Origin of the sequence: Pseudomonas rubra (assembly GCF_028656935.1) — a bacterium.
Lineage (GTDB): Bacteria > Pseudomonadota > Gammaproteobacteria > Pseudomonadales > Pseudomonadaceae > Aquipseudomonas > Aquipseudomonas rubra.
In genome coordinates this window covers 92,401-106,936 of record NZ_JAMDGZ010000010.1, presented here as the reverse complement: position 1 = coordinate 106,936, position 14,536 = coordinate 92,401, and the positions used below count along the sequence as shown (strand labels likewise).

Sequence of the window (14,536 nt, the reverse complement as noted above, 5' to 3'; positions counted from 1 at the left end):
GTTGTTGTCCTTGGTTGGCCTCATCGCCCGAGATAAACCTCGATCACCCGTTCATCCGCCTGCACCTGCTCCAGCGACCCTTCGGCCAGCACGCTGCCCTGATGCAGCACAGTGACGTGGTCGGCGATGCTGCCGACAAAGCCCATGTCATGCTCGACCACCATCAGCGAATGCTTGCCGGCCAGGCGTTTGAACAGTTCGGCGGTGAATTCGGTTTCAGCATCGGTCATGCCCGCCACCGGTTCGTCGAGCAGCAGCAATTGCGGGTCTTGCATCAACAGCATGCCGATCTCCAGGAACTGTTTCTGACCGTGGGACAACAGTCCCGCCGGACGCTGCGCCGAGGCTGTCAGGCGAATGGTCTGCAGGACTTCATCGATACGGTCTTTTTGCTCTGCGCTCAGGCGCGCAACCAGGCTGGCCAGTACTGATTTATCGGCCTTCTGCGCCAGTTCCAGGTTCTCGAACACACTCAGGGCCTCGAACACCGTCGGCTTCTGGAACTTGCGGCCGATTCCGGCCTGGGCAATCTGCACCTCGCTCATGTGCGTCAGGTCCAGGGTGTCGCCGAACAAGGCCTTGCCGCTGGTAGGGCGCGTCTTGCCGGTGATCACATCCATCAGCGTGGTCTTGCCGGCGCCGTTGGGGCCGATGATGCAGCGCAGTTCGCCGACGCCGATGTACAGGTTGAGGTTGTTCAGTGCCTTGAATCCGTCGAAGCTGACGCTGATGTCCTCCAGGGTCAGCAGCGTGCCGTGACGCACGTCCAGGCCTTCGCTGCGGCGCTGGCCGAGGCCGATGGCATCGCGGCCGCTGCCGGCGTCGAGCAGCGGTTCGAGCATGAACGCCGGGTGCACTGGTGCTAGCGGGATGGCGCTCATTGTTCGCCCCTTTTCTTCAGTAGACCGACCACGCCCCGTGGCAGATACAGGGTCACCAGGATGAACAGCGCCCCAAGACAGAACAGCCAGTACTCGGGAAAGGCCACGGTGAACCAGCTCTTCATGCCATTGACCAGGCCGGCCCCCAGCAGCGGGCCGATCAGGGTGCCGCGTCCGCCGAGGGCGACCCATACGGCAGCTTCGATGGAGTTGGTCGGCGACATCTCGCTGGGGTTGATGATGCCCACCTGCGGCACGTACAAGGCGCCGGCCAGGCCACACAACACCGCGCTCAAGACCCAGACGAACAACTTGAAACCGCGCGGGTCGTAGCCACAGAACATCAGGCGGTTCTCAGCGTCGCGCAAGGCGGTCAGCACTCGGCCGAATTTGCTTCGGGCCAGGCGCCAGCCCAGGTACAGGCTGGCCACCAGCAAGGCGACGGTGAGCAAAAACAGCACTGCGCGGGTGCTTTGCGCGGTGATTTCGAAACCGAGGATGCGACGAAAACTGGTGAAGCCGTTGTTGCCGCCAAAGCCGGTCTCGTTGCGAAAGAACAGCAGCATGCCGGCGAAAGTCAGGGCCTGGGTCATGATCGAGAAGTACACGCCCTTGATCCGTGAGCGGAAGGCAAAGAAGCCGAACACCAGGGCCAACAGTCCCGGAGCCAGCATCGCCAGGCACAGGGCCCAGGCAAAGTGCTGGGTGCCGGCCCAGTACCAGGGCAGTTCGCTCCACGACAGGAAGGTCATGAACGCCGGCAGGCCATCACCGGCCGCTTCGCGCATCAGGTACATGCCCATGGCATAACCGCCCAAGGCGAAGAACAGGCCGTGGCCCAGCGACAGCAGCCCGGCATAACCCCAGACCAGGTCCAGGGCCAGGGCGACGATGGCGTAGCAAAGTATCTTGCCGACCAGGGTCAGGGTGTAGGCCGAGACCTGCAGGCTGTGCCCAGCGGGCAGCAATGACAGCAGCGGCAGGGCCAGCAATACCAACAGTACAGCGGCGCCAATGGCCAGGGTCCAGCGTGGGCCGGCCTTCTGGCTGGCGGTAACAAGCAGAGGCTGGTTCATCAGTCGATTACCCGTCCCTTGAGCGCGAAGAGGCCTTGCGGGCGTTTCTGGATGAACAGAATGATCAGCGCAAGGATAAGGATTTTGCCGAGCACCGCGCCGATCTGCGGCTCTAGCAGCTTGTTGGCGATGCCCAGGCCAAAGGCCGCCCACAGGCTGCCGGCGAGTTGGCCGACGCCGCCCAGCACCACCACCAGGAACGAGTCGATGATGTAGCTCTGGCCCAGGTCCGGGCCGACGTTGCCGATCTGGCTCAGGGCAACGCCGCCAAGCCCGGCGATACCTGAGCCAAGGCCAAAGGCGAGCATGTCCACGCGCCCGGTGGGTACGCCGCAGCAGGCGGCCATGTTGCGGTTCTGGGTAACGGCACGCACGTTCAAGCCCAGGCGGGTACGGTTGAGCAGCAACCAAGTCAACACCACCACGAACAGGGCGAAGGCGATGATCACCAGGCGGCTATAGGGCAGCACCAGGTTGGGCAGCACCTGGATGCCACCGGAAAGCCAGGCCGGGTTGGCCACCTCGACGTTCTGGGCACCGAACAGCAGGCGTATGGTCTGGATCAGGATCAGGCTAATGCCCCAGGTTGCCAGCAGGGTTTCCAGTGGGCGGCCGTACAGGTGGCGGATCACTGTGCGCTCCAGGAGCATGCCGACTCCCGCGCTGACGGCGAAGGCCACCGGCAGGGCTATCAGCGGGTAGAACGCGATGGCCTCGGGCGCGTAGCGTTGCACCAGGATCTGCACCACGTAAGTGGCGTAGGCGCCGAGCATGAGCATTTCGCCGTGGGCCATGTTGATCACCCCGAGCAGACCGAAGGTGATGGCCAGGCCCAGGGCCGCGAGCAACAGGATCGAACCCAGCGACAAGCCGCTGAAGGCCTGGCCGAGCAACTCGCCAATCAGCAGCTTGCGCTTGACTTGGGCCAGGCTGGTTTCGGCGGCGGTGCGCACGCTGGCGGTGCTTTCGACACCGGGTTCGAGCAGGGTTTGCAGGCGTGTGCGGGCCATGGGGTCGCCAGTCTCGCCGAGCAGGCGCACAGCCGCCAGGCGTACGGCCGGGTCGCTGTCGACCAGTTGCAAGTTGGCCAGGGCCAGGGCCAGTGCAGCATGGACGGAAGCGTCGGCTTCGCCGGCAAAACGCCGGTCGAGGAAGGCGACCTGGGCGGGCTGGGCGCTTTTTTGCAGTTGCCGGGCAGCGGCCAGGCGCACTGCGCTGTCTGTGCTGAGTAGCTGATGGCTGGCCAGGGCGTTATCCACAAGCCCGCGCAGGCGGTTGTTCAGGCGCAGCTTGCGGGTGTCGCCGGGGGCAATGCGGCCTTGCTGCAGGGAGCTCAGCAATTCAAGACGGGCTGGGTCCGGTTGCGCCGCCCAGTCCTGGAGCAGGCGCGCCTGCTCATTGGCCTTGGCGGCGATGAAGTAATCGGCGTCGGCTGCCTGGACGGCTAGCGGCAGCAGCAGGAGCAAGCCGAGGAAGAGGCGCTGGAGGGCCTTGGGCATAGCGGGATCCGTCGCGGTTGTGGAGTGTCTGAGGGCCTCATCGCTGGCAAGCCAGCTCCCACAGATACAGCAGTGCCTGCGGGGATGCGCGGTCCTTGTGGGAGCTGGCTTGCCAGCGATGGGCCGCCAAGCGGCCCCGGTAACTCAGTTGCCCTTCACCGCATAATCCGGCCGCTTGTCGTTGCCCGGGATGAACGGGCTCCAAGGCTGTGCACGCAGCGGCTGTTCGGTCTCCCAGACCACGTTGAACTGCCCGTCATCCTGGATCTCGCCGATCATCACCGGCTTGTGCAGGTGGTGGTTGCTCTTGTCCATGGTCAAGGTGTAGCCGGACGGCGCCTTGAAGGTCTGGCCGGCCAGGGCTTCGCGGACTTTGTCGACATCGGTGGACTTGGCCTTTTCCACCGCCTGGGCCCACATGTGGATACCCACATAGGTGGCCTCCATCGGGTCGTTGGTTACCGCCTTGTCGGCGCCGGGCAGGTTCTTGGCTTTGGCGTAGGCTTGCCAGTCGGCGACGAACTGGCTGTTGACCGGGTTATCCACCGACTCGAAGTAATTCCACGCCGCCAGGTGGCCCACCAACGGTTTGGTATCGATGCCACGCAGTTCCTCTTCACCCACCGAGAATGCCACCACCGGCACGTCGGTGGCTTTCAGGCCCTGGTTGGCCAGTTCCTTGTAGAACGGCACGTTGGAGTCGCCATTGACCGTAGAGATCACCGCGGTTTTGCCGCCGGCGGAGAACTTTTTGATGTTGGCGACGATGGTCTGGTAGTCGCTGTGGCCAAACGGCGTGTAGACCTCTTCGATGTCCTTGTCGGCTACGCCCTTGCTGTGCAGGAAGGCGCGCAGAATCTTGTTGGTGGTGCGCGGGTAGACGTAGTCGGTGCCCAGCAGGAAGTAGCGCTTGGCCGCGCCGCCGTCATCGCTCATCAGGTATTCCACTGCCGGGATTGCCTGCTGGTTGGGTGCAGCGCCAGTGTAAAAGACGTTCGGCGACATCTCTTCACCCTCATACTGCACCGGGTAGAACAGCAGGCCGTTGAGCTCTTCGAACACCGGCAGCACCGACTTGCGCGACACTGAGGTCCAGCAGCCGAACACCACCGCGACCTTGTCCTGGGTCAGCAACTGGCGGCCCTTTTCGGCGAACAGCGGCCAGTTCGAGGCCGGGTCGACCACCACCGGTTCCAGCAGCTTGCCGTTGACCCCGCCCTTGGCGTTGATCTGCTCGATGGTCATAAGGGCCATGTCTTTGAGCGAGGTTTCGGAAATCGCCATGGTCCCCGACAGCGAATGCAGGATACCGACCTTGATGGTCTCGGCGGCCTGGATGCTCCAGCTCAGGCCCATCGCTGCGATGGACGCGCTGAGGGTAAAGGCCTTGATCAGACTGCGACGCTTCATAGTGCTCTCTCCATGCAATGGGATGTTCTATTGGGCAGATGGCGACTTCGCCCAAGAGCGTTAGCAAGGGCTGTGCCGGGTGGTGAGAGGCTGCCTGGGACAGGCGTTTGCAGGAGATCTGCGGCAACAATGCAGCGTGCTTGCACTGTGATGGCGCCTGAACCCGTGCACTGCAAACTTGCCTGCACAGCTTTGGAACGCGCAGGTATGATCGGCGTCTTCAACACCACTCAAGGACGATGGCAGTGATCAAATACGTGGGCGCAGGCATGCTGGCCGGGTTGTGGGCGGCAATGGGGCAGGCGCAGGCTGAACCGTCCTCGTTGTACTTTCGTTGCACCATGACCCCGGCCCAGTACGCTGAGGCCAAGGCCGCTCCACCGGGCGGGGCGCCCGCCTTCGACGACTGGCAGCAATGGTTCGACAGCCAGGGGATGTATGGTCCCGGTAAGGTCAGAAGTGAAGACCTGCGGCCGCTGGTTGCGCAAGACCTGAGCGAGCTGGTCGGTGTCAGCGGCTGGGGCACGTACTCGGAGTACGACGAGAAGGCCGGGGCCTGGCAGTTCGCCCTGTTGCAGTTCAGCGACAACTACGGCGAGATGATCTCGCTGCTGGCGCCACTGCGCAGCGTTGCGCCTTACTGCGCCGCCGACTCCGACAGCTTCATGCTGGTCTACTCATACATCTGGGGCGACGGCGACAATGCCTACCTGACCCTCAACGGCCGCAGCCAGTTCGCCAAGGCGCCCACGCCGGCCCAACGCAAGGAGGCCGACGCGGTGCTGGCCCAATTGTACAAGGCCAACGAGCGTTGATCAGCCCTGGCGGGAGCTGACGCTTTCAAGCTGAGCCTGACGATTGCGCCGCACGAACTGGTAAGTCACGGCCAGCAGCACGAACCACAGCGGCGTGACGATCAGCGCCTGACGGGTGTCGTGCTCAAGACTCAGCAGCACCAGGATGAAGGCGAAGAACACCAGGCACACCCAGCACATGAAGCGCCCGCCGGGCATCTTGTACTTCGAGGCCTGGTGCAGCGCCGCACGCTGTTTGCGGTAGTTCAGATACGACAGCAGGATCAGGGTCCAGACGAACATGAACAGGATCGCCGAGACCGTGGTCACCAGGGTGAAGGCTTCGATCAGATCGGGAACCACATACATCAGTGCGGCGCCCAGCAACAGGCAGGTGCAGGAAAAGTACAGGCCGTTGGCCGGCACCTTGCGGCTGGACAGGTGCTCGAAACTGCGTGGCGCATCACCCTGCTGGGCCAGGCCGAAGAGCATGCGGCTGGTCGAGAACACGCCGCTGTTGGCCGAGGAGGCCGCCGAGGTCAACACCACGAAGTTGATGATACTGGCCGCTGCCGGCAGGCCGGCGAGCACGAACAGCTCCACGAACGGGCTCTTGCCCGGGACCACGTCACGCCATGGCGTCACGGCCATGATGGTGATCAGCGCCAGCACATAAAAAATGATGATGCGCACCGGGATCGAGTTGATCGCGCGCGGCAGGTTGCGCTCCGGGTCCTTGGCTTCGGCGGCAGTGGTACCCACCAGTTCGATGCCGACGAAGGCGAACACGGCAATCTGGAAGCCGGCAAAAAAGCCCATCAAGCCATGGGGGAACATGCCCTGGTCGTTCCACAGGTTGGCAAGGTCGGCGGTGCGCCCGGCGGGCGACTGGAAGCCGGCCATGACCATGTACAAGCCAGTGCCGACCAGGGCAACGATGGCGATGATCTTGATCATGGCAAACCAGAACTCGATTTCGCCGAACATCTTCACCGTGATCAGGTTCAGTGACAACAGCAGGCCGACGCAGGCAAGCGCCGGTGCCCATTGCGGCAGGTCGGGGAACCAGAATTGCGAATAGGCCGAGATCGCAATGACGTCGGCGATGCCGGTGATGATCCAGCAGAACCAGTAGGTCCAGCCAGTGAAGTAGCCAGCCCAGGGCCCGAGCAGGTCGGCGGAAAAATCGATGAACGACTTGTAGTTGAGGTTCGACAGCAGCAGTTCGCCCATGGCACGCATGACGAAGAACAGCATGAAACCGATGATCATGTAGACGAAGATGATCGACGGGCCGGCCAGGCTGATGGTCTTGCCCGAGCCCATGAACAGCCCGGTGCCGATGGCGCCACCGATGGCGATCAGTTGGATATGGCGGTTGGACAGGCTGCGTTGCAGGTGGTCATGCTCATCGGGCGTGGCGTGTTGCGGGGGCAGGTTCGCGGTCATAGGCAGGCATTCCGTTGAGGTCAGTCTTGTTGTGCGCCGCTAGGCTAACACGCGCCTTCCTGGCGCTAGCGCGACAATACGTCTCAAGGCGCGGGCGGTGTTGACCGTGATCAACGTCGGCGCATCAGGCCGATAAAGAACAATCCGCCGATGGCGGCGGTGGCGATGCCGATCGGCAGGTCCTCGGGCGAGATCAGCGTGCGCGCGGCGACGTCGACCCAGATCAGGAACAGGCTGCCCAGCAGCAGACACACCGGCAGCAGGCGGCTGTGCTCGGCACCGACCAGGCGCCGGGCAATGTGCGGCACCATCAGGCCGACAAAGCCGATCGAGCCACTGATCGCCACCAGCACGCCGGTGAGCAGCGAGCAGATCAGAAACGCCAGCAAGCGCACTTTGCGCGCATTCAGGCCAAGGGTCACGGCGGTCTGCTCGCCAGCCATCAGGGCGTTCAGCGAGCGGGCCATGCCCAGCAGCAAGGCCAGGCCCAGCAACACGCTGACGGCCGGGATTGGCAGCAGCTCCCAGCGTGCCAGGCCCAGGCCGCCGAGCATCCAGAACATCACCGCCGAGCTCGCCCGGTGATCCCCCAGAAACAGCAGCAGATTGGCCGCCGCCATCATCACGAAGGCCACCGCTACACCGCAGAGCAGCAGGCGGTCGCTGTCCAGGCGGCCGTGGCGGCTGGCAATGGCCAGTACCAGCAGCATGCTGCACAGCGCGCCGATAAAAGCGGCCAGCGGCAAGGTCAGCACACCGAGCAGCTCGCCGATATGCAACACCACCAGCACCGCCCCCAGGGTCGCCCCGGAGGTGACGCCGAGCAGGTGCGGGTCGGCCAGCGGGTTGCGCGTCACGGCCTGCAGCACCGCGCCGATCATCGCCAGGCCACCGCCCACCAGCGCTGCCAGCAGCATGCGCGGCACGCGGATCAACCAGACGATATGCTCCTGGCCGGTGGTCCACGCCGGTACTTCAGGCGCAATGCCCAACAGCTTGAACAGCAGCACCCGCCAGACCACCTCGACCGGCACCGGGGCCGAGCCGAAGCCCAGCGAGACCACGCAGGACACCAGCAGCAGGCCGAACAGCCCGAGCAGCAACAGCCGGTGCCGAGAGTTTGCCGACCTCATGCGCCGTGCAGGCTCTTGGCGATGGTCTCGATGGCTTCGACGTTCTCAAGGCTTGGCGTGGCTGCCACGTAAGTAATGACCACAAAGCGCTTGTTGCGGATTGCATCCACCGATTGCAGGGCCGGGTGCTGTTCGAGGAACGCCTGCTTCTGCGCGGCGCTGACCTCGCCGTAGTCGACGATGACGATGACCTCGGGGTTGCGCTCGACCACGCTCTCCCAGTTGACCCGGGTCCAGCTGGCTTCGATATCGTTGAGCACGTTGCGCCCGCCGGCTGCGGTTATCAGCGCTTCGGGCATACCCAGGCGCCCGGAGGTCATGGCCCGGTCCTCACCGCTGTCATAGAGAAACACGCGCGGGCGCTCAGCCGGCAAGTGCTGTTGCACCACGGCGATACGCGCCTGCATCTGGCCAATCAACTGCTCGGCACGCGCCTGTACATCAAAGATCCTGCCAAGGTTGCGCAGGTCGGTATAGGTGTCGTCCAGGCTGGCCGCCGGGCGCTTCATGACAAAGGCGCACGACTCGGTCAGCTCATACACCGGGATGCCCAGCGGTGCCAGGCTCTGTGGTGTCAGGTCGCCGCCGACGCGCATGCCGTAGTCCCAGCCGGCGAACAGGAAGTCGACATTGGCATTGAGCAGGGTTTCTACCGACGGGTACTTGGCCGCCAGTTCCGGCAGGCCCTCGAGTTGCTTGCGCAGCTCCGGTGTCACCGCCTTCCAGCCGCTGACGCCGCTGTAGCCGACCATGCGCGAGCGCAGGCCGAGGGCGAGCATCATCTGGGTCATGTTGATGTCGTGGCTCAGGGCATGCTCCGGGGCCTGGGTGAAGGTCACCTGACGGTTGCAGCTCTGCACGGTCAAAGGGTATTGGGTGGCCTCGGCAAATACGCCGGGGCTGGCCAGCAGCAAGGCCAGGCCTGGCAGCAGGGTGGATCGAATCATCGCTGGGTTATCCAGGTAAGGCGTGGGTGGTCAGCCAGAGGGTGGCGGTCGATCAGTGCTCGTACACCGAATACCTCCTGCAGCAACTCGGCAGTCAGTACCTGATCAGGTGTACCGCTGGCGACGATGCGCCCGTGGTCGAGCACGTACAGGCGATCGCAGAAGGCTGCCGCCAGGTTCAGGTCATGGATGCTCGCCAGGGTACCGATGCCCAGGCGTCGCACCTGTTGCAACAGTTCCAGCTGATAACGCGGGTCAAGGTGGTTGGTCGGCTCATCGAGGATCAGCACCTGGGGTTGCTGGACCAGGGCGCGGGCAAGGATCACCCGCTGTTTTTCACCGCCCGACAGGCTGGCGAAGGTGTGGTCGTCGAAGCCCTGCAGGCCGACCGCCTGCAAGGCCTCTTGCACCAACTGGCGATCTTCATGGCTGTCGCCGTCAAACAGGCCCTTGTGCGGGGTTCGGCCCATGGCGACCACTTCTTCGACATTCAGGCCGAAGGCATCGGGAAACTCCTGCAGCACCACGGCGATGCGCTGGGCGCACCAGCGCGACGATTGCTGCCACAAGTCATGCTCGCCCAGGCGTACCTGGCCCCGCTCCGGTTTGTTGAAACGGTAGGCACAGCGCAACAGGCTGGTCTTGCCGCTGCCGTTGGGGCCGATCAGGCCGACGAATTCGCTGGCGCCGACCTGCAACTCAACGTTGCGTAGCTGGAACTGGTGGTGACAGTGGCCGTGGCCCAGGGGCGACCAATGCAGGTCGCTGATACTCAGGGTGCTCATCTAGGTCCTGCGGGCCCAAAAAAATCAGGGGCCTATGTTAACGGATTTGCTGTAGGAGCGGCGGGAACCCAGGCTATCCACCAGCCAAACCAGTAGCATCGAGCCGCCCACCAGCGGGAATACCACCCCCAGCATCAGCATGATCACGGTCGCAGTCTTCCAGCGCGGCAGGTCATGGCGCAGGGGCGGTACGCCAAGGCCACCTTCGGGACGACGCTGCCACCACATCACCAGGCCGCTGACCGAGCCGAGCAGGATCATCAGGCAGATCAGCAACACGATGAGCTGATTGAACGGGCCGAACATCTTGCCCTCGTGCAGCATGACCCCGAGCTCGGTGGCGCGGGCGACGTTGCTGTAATCCTGCCAGCGTACATCCACCAGAACCTTGCCGGTGTACTGGTCGACATGCAGGGTGGCATCGTTGCGCGGGTCGTCGGCGAATACGGCAATGGTGTACACGCCTTCGGCGTTGGTCGGCAGGGTGATGCTGTAGCCAGGTTCGACGCGGCGTGTGGTGGCCAGCTCTTCGACTTGTTGCAGGCTGACCTGCGGCGCTGCCGGTGCGCTGGAGCCCATGCTGTGACCGGCATGCTCGGCGTGGGCGCCCGATTGCGGCATCGGTGTGTTTTCCATGGCCCAGGGCACAGTCTGGCGACTGGCGCTGTTGAGCTCCCGGGCTTGCTGGTCGGATTGCGGTACGTTGTTCCACATCGCCGCCGGAAAGCGGTTCCACAGGTCGGCGTACTGCTTGCCCCAGAAGCCGGTCCAGGTCATGCCGCTGAGCAGCATCAACAGCAGCAGGGCCGAACCCCAGAATCCGCTGACCGCATGCAGGTCGCGCCACAGCAGGCGCCCGCGGGCGTTCAGGCGTGGCCAGAGCACGCCAGCACTGCGTTTGCCCCGCGGCCACCAGAGGTACAGGCCGGAGACCACCAGCACCACGCCCCAGCCGGCGGCCAGCTCCACCAGGCGATCGCCCGTGGTGCCGATCATCAGTTCGCCGTGCAGGGCGCGGGCCACGGCCTGCAGGTTGTTTTTCGCGTCCTGCTCGCCCAGCAGCGTGCCGCGGTAGGGGTCGACGAACACATTCAATTCACGGCCATCGTTGTGCACCACGAACTGCGCGCTGCGATCGCTGGCCAGCGCGGGCAGGTACTGGCTGACCTGGCCTTTGGGGTAGGCCTGCTGCACGGTTTGCAGCAGGCTGTCGGCGTTGTGCCGCTGCTGCCCGGCCTCGACCACCAGCAAGTTGCGGTACAGCAATGGGTCGAGTTGCGGCTTGAACAGGTAGATGATCCCGGTGATCGCCAGCAGGATCATGAACGGTGCAACGAACAAGCCGGCGTAAAAATGCCAGCGCCAGGCCAGGTTGTAGAAGGATACGTGCGGTTTGCTCATGGAGCGCTCCCGTGTTGCCTGGAGAAGGCGCGATCAGTGATCGCGCCCGGGTTGGATCAGAAACTCAGGTCGACCTTGGTCCAGAACGTACGCCCTGGCTCATCGATCGGCTGCGGATCAGTGGCCGGGTAGCCGAAGCCGGCGTTGCCCGCCAGGTTCAGGTGTTCGGCGTAAGCCTTGTCGAACAGGTTGTCGACCCCGGCACTGAGCTTGAGGTTGTTGCTGACCTTGTAGGCACCGTTGAGCGAGAACACGCCGAAACCGCTGCTTTTCTCGTAGTCCTTGCCCACCACGTTGCCGGCGTTCTCGGCGATGCGGTTCTGCGCCGCCACCAGGCGCCACAAGGCCCCGGCGCTCCACACATCGCGGCTGTAGGTCAGGCCCAGGCGGCTTTCCAGTGGGGGCATCTGCGGCAGTGCCTTGCCGTCGCTGCTGTTCTTGCCCCAAGCGTAGGCCAGGGTGGCGTCGGCTTTCCAGTTGCTGGTCAACTTATACGCCGCGCCCAGTTCGCCGCCCATGATGCGTGCATCGATGTTCTGCGCTCGCGAGCTGGGCATGCCCATCATTCCCGGCCGGTAGTCGAAGAGAATGTAGTCGCGGATCTGCCCGACATAGCCCGAGGCCCAGGCGTCGACGGTATCAGTCTGGTACTGGATGCCGAAGTCGAGCTGGGTGGTTTTCTCCGGTTTGATGCTGTCGAAGGCATTGACCGAGCCAGGTGCGCCGGACTTGGGCGAGAACAGCTCCCAATAGTCGGGGAAGCGTTGGGCGTGGCCGAGACCGACGTAGGTGGTGGCGGGAATATCCACCAGGTCGTGCTCGTAGCGGACAAAACCGCTGGGCAGGGTATCGGCGCGGGTATCGCCGCTGGTGGCGCTGGTAGCCCGGTAATCCTTGGCCGAAGCGCGGTCCAGGCGGGCGCCGGTAATCAGACGGTCCTGCTCGGCGGCGTACCAGGTCAACTCGCCGAACACCCCGTAGTTGTGGAAGTCGGCGTCCTTGGTCCAGGCCATGTGCTTGTGGGCATCGATGCCCATGCCGCCGCGCTGGCGGTGTTCGTTGGTTTGCGCATCAATGCCGCTGATCAGTTGCAGGTCATCCCAGCGCCAGGTGCCCTTGATTCGCCCGCCGAGGGTACGGCGATCGACGTTGCTGACCATCGGCATGCCCATCATGCCCATGCCCGAGGGCGTGCGCAGGCTGTAGTTGTCCATCACGTGGTCGGCATAGTTGTAGTAAACCTGGGCTTCGAGCTTGTCAAAGACCTCGCCGATGTTGGACTTCTCGAAGCGCAGGCCAAGGCTCTCGCGCTTGAACTGCGAGCCGTCCATGCCGCGCCCGGCGTAGCGGGCCTCACCGTCGCCCTTGCCGGCGGTCAATTCCACCAGGGTATCGGCGTCCGGGGTCCAGCCCAGGGCGACGTCACCGTTCCACTTGTCCCAGCGCGACGGCACGGTGTCGCCATTACCGTCTTCATAATCGTCGGAGCGCGACTGGTTGCCGACGACGCGCGCATAGCCGTAGCGATTGCCGGCGGCGGCATCCAGCACTTTGTCGAAGCGGCCGTTGGAGCCGCCCAGCAGGCTGGCATTGACCCGGCTGCCAAGCTCGCCGAATTTTTCCGGCTCACGGTCGAAGAGGATGGTCCCGGCCGAGGCGCCCGGGCCCCAGATCACGCTTTGCGGGCCCTTGATAACGGTCAGGCGGTCGTAGGTTTCCGGCGAGATGTACGAGGTGGGGGCGTCCATGCGGTTGGGGCAGGCACCGAGCATCACGCCGCCGTTAGTAAGGATGTTCAGGCGTGAGCCGAACATGCCGCGCAATACCGGGTCGCCATTGGTGCCACCGGCGCGAATGGCCGAGAAGCCGGGAATGGTTTTCAGGTAGTCGGCGCCATCGCTGGCCGGTACCGGTTGGCGTGGGTCCTTGGGGTTGGTGACGATAGTCAGCGGTGAGCTGGGGGCCACGGCGGTTATTACCGTCGGGCTCAATTCAGGCTGTTCATGAACATGCGTGTCATGAGCCTGGCCGGCAGCCAGGGCCAGAGGGCTGAGCAGGGTGCCGCAGATCACGGCAATGGTGCCTTGCAGGGACAGACGAAAAACAGCGGTGCAGCCGGACATAGTGATTCCAACATCGATCAGTCATAAGGGTGCGCGCAGTCGACGGCAGATGCCGGACTTCGGGCGCAGAGAGTGGCTTCAGACGACGATGAGGGCAGGCGGCGCACGGCTGCGGGCGCCGGGGAATACCGTTTGCCGGGCATGACCCTGGCGTGGGGAAACCAGCAGATGGCTGCTGGCGGGAACGGCCTCGGTGTTGAGCAGGCTCAAGGCCTGAGGCAGCGCCGGGCAGTGGAAGAACAGGCTGCAGTAACCGCACTTCTCCCAGATGACCTTGAGCGCCGGGCTGCTGCCATGTTGGCTGTCGGCATGGCAATCGGCGGCGCTGTCCATGGCCATGCTCATGCCTGCCGGCATGGCACGGTGATCCATCGGCATCGACTGGGAAACCAGTGGGCCGATAAAGATCATCAACATGGCGAACAGGCTCAGCCAACCGCCACGAACCGTCCTGGGGTCAAGACGCGCGGGGTGGTTGAACCTGCTGCGGGCGATACTCACGCCGGGCAGCCTTCAGCAATCAATGGCTGTGGGCAGCTTCCTCGGGGGCCTGTTTCTGCACCGCCACCTCGACGGTGATAGCACCGGCGTTCTTGAAGTGCAGGGTCAGCGGGAAGCGCTTGCCGTCAGTCAGCAGGCTGCGGTCCTTGGGCTGCATCAGCATCACGTGGTAGGCGCCAGGGGCAAATTTCAGGTCGCCGCCGGCAGGTACCTCGACGCTCTTTACCTGCTGCATTTTCATCAGGCCGTCTTGGTGCACATGTTCGTGCAACTGGGCGTCGTCGCTGATCGGGCTGTCGACGCTGAGCAGGGTGTCGGCAGTCTTGCCGTTGTTATGCACGACGAAATAGGCCGCAACGTTGGGGGCGTTGGGTGGCAGTTCCTGCGACCACGGGTGAGCGATATGCAACTCGCCAACGGTGTATTCATGGGCGTTGGCAAAGGTCGCCGGCAGCATCAGCGCGGCCAGCAGCAGGGCGTTCTTGAACATGGTGATTCTCCAGTCGATTCAGGTTCGCAACAGGTAGCGTAGTGAAC

13 protein-coding genes are annotated in these 14,536 nt (G+C 63.9%); 1 reads left to right on the top strand and 12 read right to left on the bottom strand.

Features of this window, described 5'->3' with window-relative positions:
- Positions 1-20 precede the first annotated feature (20 nt).
- The 4 genes from urtD to urtA form a co-directional block, all read right to left on the bottom strand.
- Complete coding sequence (urtD, locus tag M5G17_RS04620; protein WP_273891844.1) at positions 21-881, bottom strand: urea ABC transporter ATP-binding protein UrtD; 861 nt, start codon at positions 879-881, stop codon at positions 21-23.
- On the bottom strand, positions 878-1,957 hold the full coding sequence (gene urtC / locus M5G17_RS04615; protein ID WP_273891843.1) for an urea ABC transporter permease subunit UrtC: 1,080 nt from the start codon (positions 1,955-1,957) through the stop codon (positions 878-880). The genes urtD and urtC overlap by 4 nt, the downstream gene beginning before the upstream one ends.
- Positions 1,957-3,456: an urea ABC transporter permease subunit UrtB gene (gene urtB, locus M5G17_RS04610; RefSeq protein WP_273891841.1), complete on the bottom strand. Its 1,500-nt coding sequence runs from the start codon at positions 3,454-3,456 to the stop codon at positions 1,957-1,959. Before urtB ends, urtC begins: the two co-directional genes overlap by 1 nt.
- A 144-nt stretch (positions 3,457-3,600) precedes the next feature.
- Entirely contained in the window at positions 3,601-4,866 is a 1,266-nt protein-coding gene (urtA, locus tag M5G17_RS04605; RefSeq protein WP_273891839.1) for an urea ABC transporter substrate-binding protein, read from the bottom strand.
- Between the two features lie 239 nt (positions 4,867-5,105).
- Here urtA and M5G17_RS04600 point away from each other — a divergent pair, with 239 nt between their 5' ends.
- Positions 5,106-5,681, top strand: coding sequence for a hypothetical protein (locus M5G17_RS04600; RefSeq protein ID WP_273891838.1), 576 nt, complete (start codon positions 5,106-5,108; stop codon positions 5,679-5,681).
- On the opposite strand, the gene cycA is transcribed toward M5G17_RS04600, so the two are convergent.
- The 8 genes from cycA to M5G17_RS04560 form a co-directional block, all read right to left on the bottom strand.
- Positions 5,682-7,109 (bottom strand): D-serine/D-alanine/glycine transporter, encoded by a 1,428-nt coding sequence (gene cycA, locus M5G17_RS04595; protein ID WP_273891837.1) that lies wholly within the window; start codon positions 7,107-7,109, stop codon positions 5,682-5,684.
- 110 nt (positions 7,110-7,219) lie between these two features.
- Entirely contained in the window at positions 7,220-8,242 is a 1,023-nt protein-coding gene (locus tag M5G17_RS04590) for a FecCD family ABC transporter permease (RefSeq protein ID WP_273891836.1), read from the bottom strand.
- Positions 8,239-9,189, bottom strand: coding sequence for an ABC transporter substrate-binding protein (locus tag M5G17_RS04585; protein WP_273891835.1), 951 nt, complete (start codon positions 9,187-9,189; stop codon positions 8,239-8,241). Before M5G17_RS04585 ends, M5G17_RS04590 begins: the two co-directional genes overlap by 4 nt.
- On the bottom strand, positions 9,186-9,974 hold the full coding sequence (locus tag M5G17_RS04580) for an ABC transporter ATP-binding protein (RefSeq protein WP_273891834.1): 789 nt from the start codon (positions 9,972-9,974) through the stop codon (positions 9,186-9,188). The genes M5G17_RS04585 and M5G17_RS04580 overlap by 4 nt, the downstream gene beginning before the upstream one ends.
- A 24-nt stretch (positions 9,975-9,998) precedes the next feature.
- Entirely contained in the window at positions 9,999-11,375 is a 1,377-nt protein-coding gene (locus M5G17_RS04575) for a PepSY-associated TM helix domain-containing protein (RefSeq protein WP_273891833.1), read from the bottom strand.
- A gap of 56 nt (positions 11,376-11,431) precedes the next feature.
- Positions 11,432-13,498, bottom strand: coding sequence for a TonB-dependent copper receptor (locus M5G17_RS04570; protein WP_273891832.1), 2,067 nt, complete (start codon positions 13,496-13,498; stop codon positions 11,432-11,434).
- Positions 13,499-13,576: 78 nt separating this feature from the next.
- Positions 13,577-13,999 (bottom strand): DUF2946 domain-containing protein, encoded by a 423-nt coding sequence (locus M5G17_RS04565; protein ID WP_273891830.1) that lies wholly within the window; start codon positions 13,997-13,999, stop codon positions 13,577-13,579.
- A gap of 19 nt (positions 14,000-14,018) precedes the next feature.
- Entirely contained in the window at positions 14,019-14,489 is a 471-nt protein-coding gene (locus tag M5G17_RS04560; protein WP_273891828.1) for a copper chaperone PCu(A)C, read from the bottom strand.
- Positions 14,490-14,536: the final 47 nt, after the last annotated feature.

Excerpts from the sequence above, each read along its gene's own strand:
- urtD (WP_273891844.1), bottom strand. The coding sequence starts at position 881 with ATGAGCGCCATCCCGCTAGCACCAGTGCACCCGGCGTTCATGCTCGAA.
- urtC (WP_273891843.1), bottom strand. The coding sequence starts at position 1,957 with ATGAACCAGCCTCTGCTTGTTACCGCCAGCCAGAAGGCCGGCCCACGC.
- urtB (WP_273891841.1), bottom strand. The coding sequence starts at position 3,456 with ATGCCCAAGGCCCTCCAGCGCCTCTTCCTCGGCTTGCTCCTGCTGCTG.
- urtA (WP_273891839.1), bottom strand. The coding sequence starts at position 4,866 with ATGAAGCGTCGCAGTCTGATCAAGGCCTTTACCCTCAGCGCGTCCATC.
- M5G17_RS04600 (WP_273891838.1), top strand. The coding sequence starts at position 5,106 with ATGGCAGTGATCAAATACGTGGGCGCAGGCATGCTGGCCGGGTTGTGG.
- cycA (WP_273891837.1), bottom strand. The coding sequence starts at position 7,109 with ATGACCGCGAACCTGCCCCCGCAACACGCCACGCCCGATGAGCATGAC.
- M5G17_RS04590 (WP_273891836.1), bottom strand. The coding sequence starts at position 8,242 with ATGAGGTCGGCAAACTCTCGGCACCGGCTGTTGCTGCTCGGGCTGTTC.
- M5G17_RS04585 (WP_273891835.1), bottom strand. The coding sequence starts at position 9,189 with ATGATTCGATCCACCCTGCTGCCAGGCCTGGCCTTGCTGCTGGCCAGC.
- M5G17_RS04580 (WP_273891834.1), bottom strand. The coding sequence starts at position 9,974 with ATGAGCACCCTGAGTATCAGCGACCTGCATTGGTCGCCCCTGGGCCAC.
- M5G17_RS04575 (WP_273891833.1), bottom strand. The coding sequence starts at position 11,375 with ATGAGCAAACCGCACGTATCCTTCTACAACCTGGCCTGGCGCTGGCAT.
- M5G17_RS04570 (WP_273891832.1), bottom strand. The coding sequence starts at position 13,498 with ATGTCCGGCTGCACCGCTGTTTTTCGTCTGTCCCTGCAAGGCACCATT.
- M5G17_RS04560 (WP_273891828.1), bottom strand. The coding sequence starts at position 14,489 with ATGTTCAAGAACGCCCTGCTGCTGGCCGCGCTGATGCTGCCGGCGACC.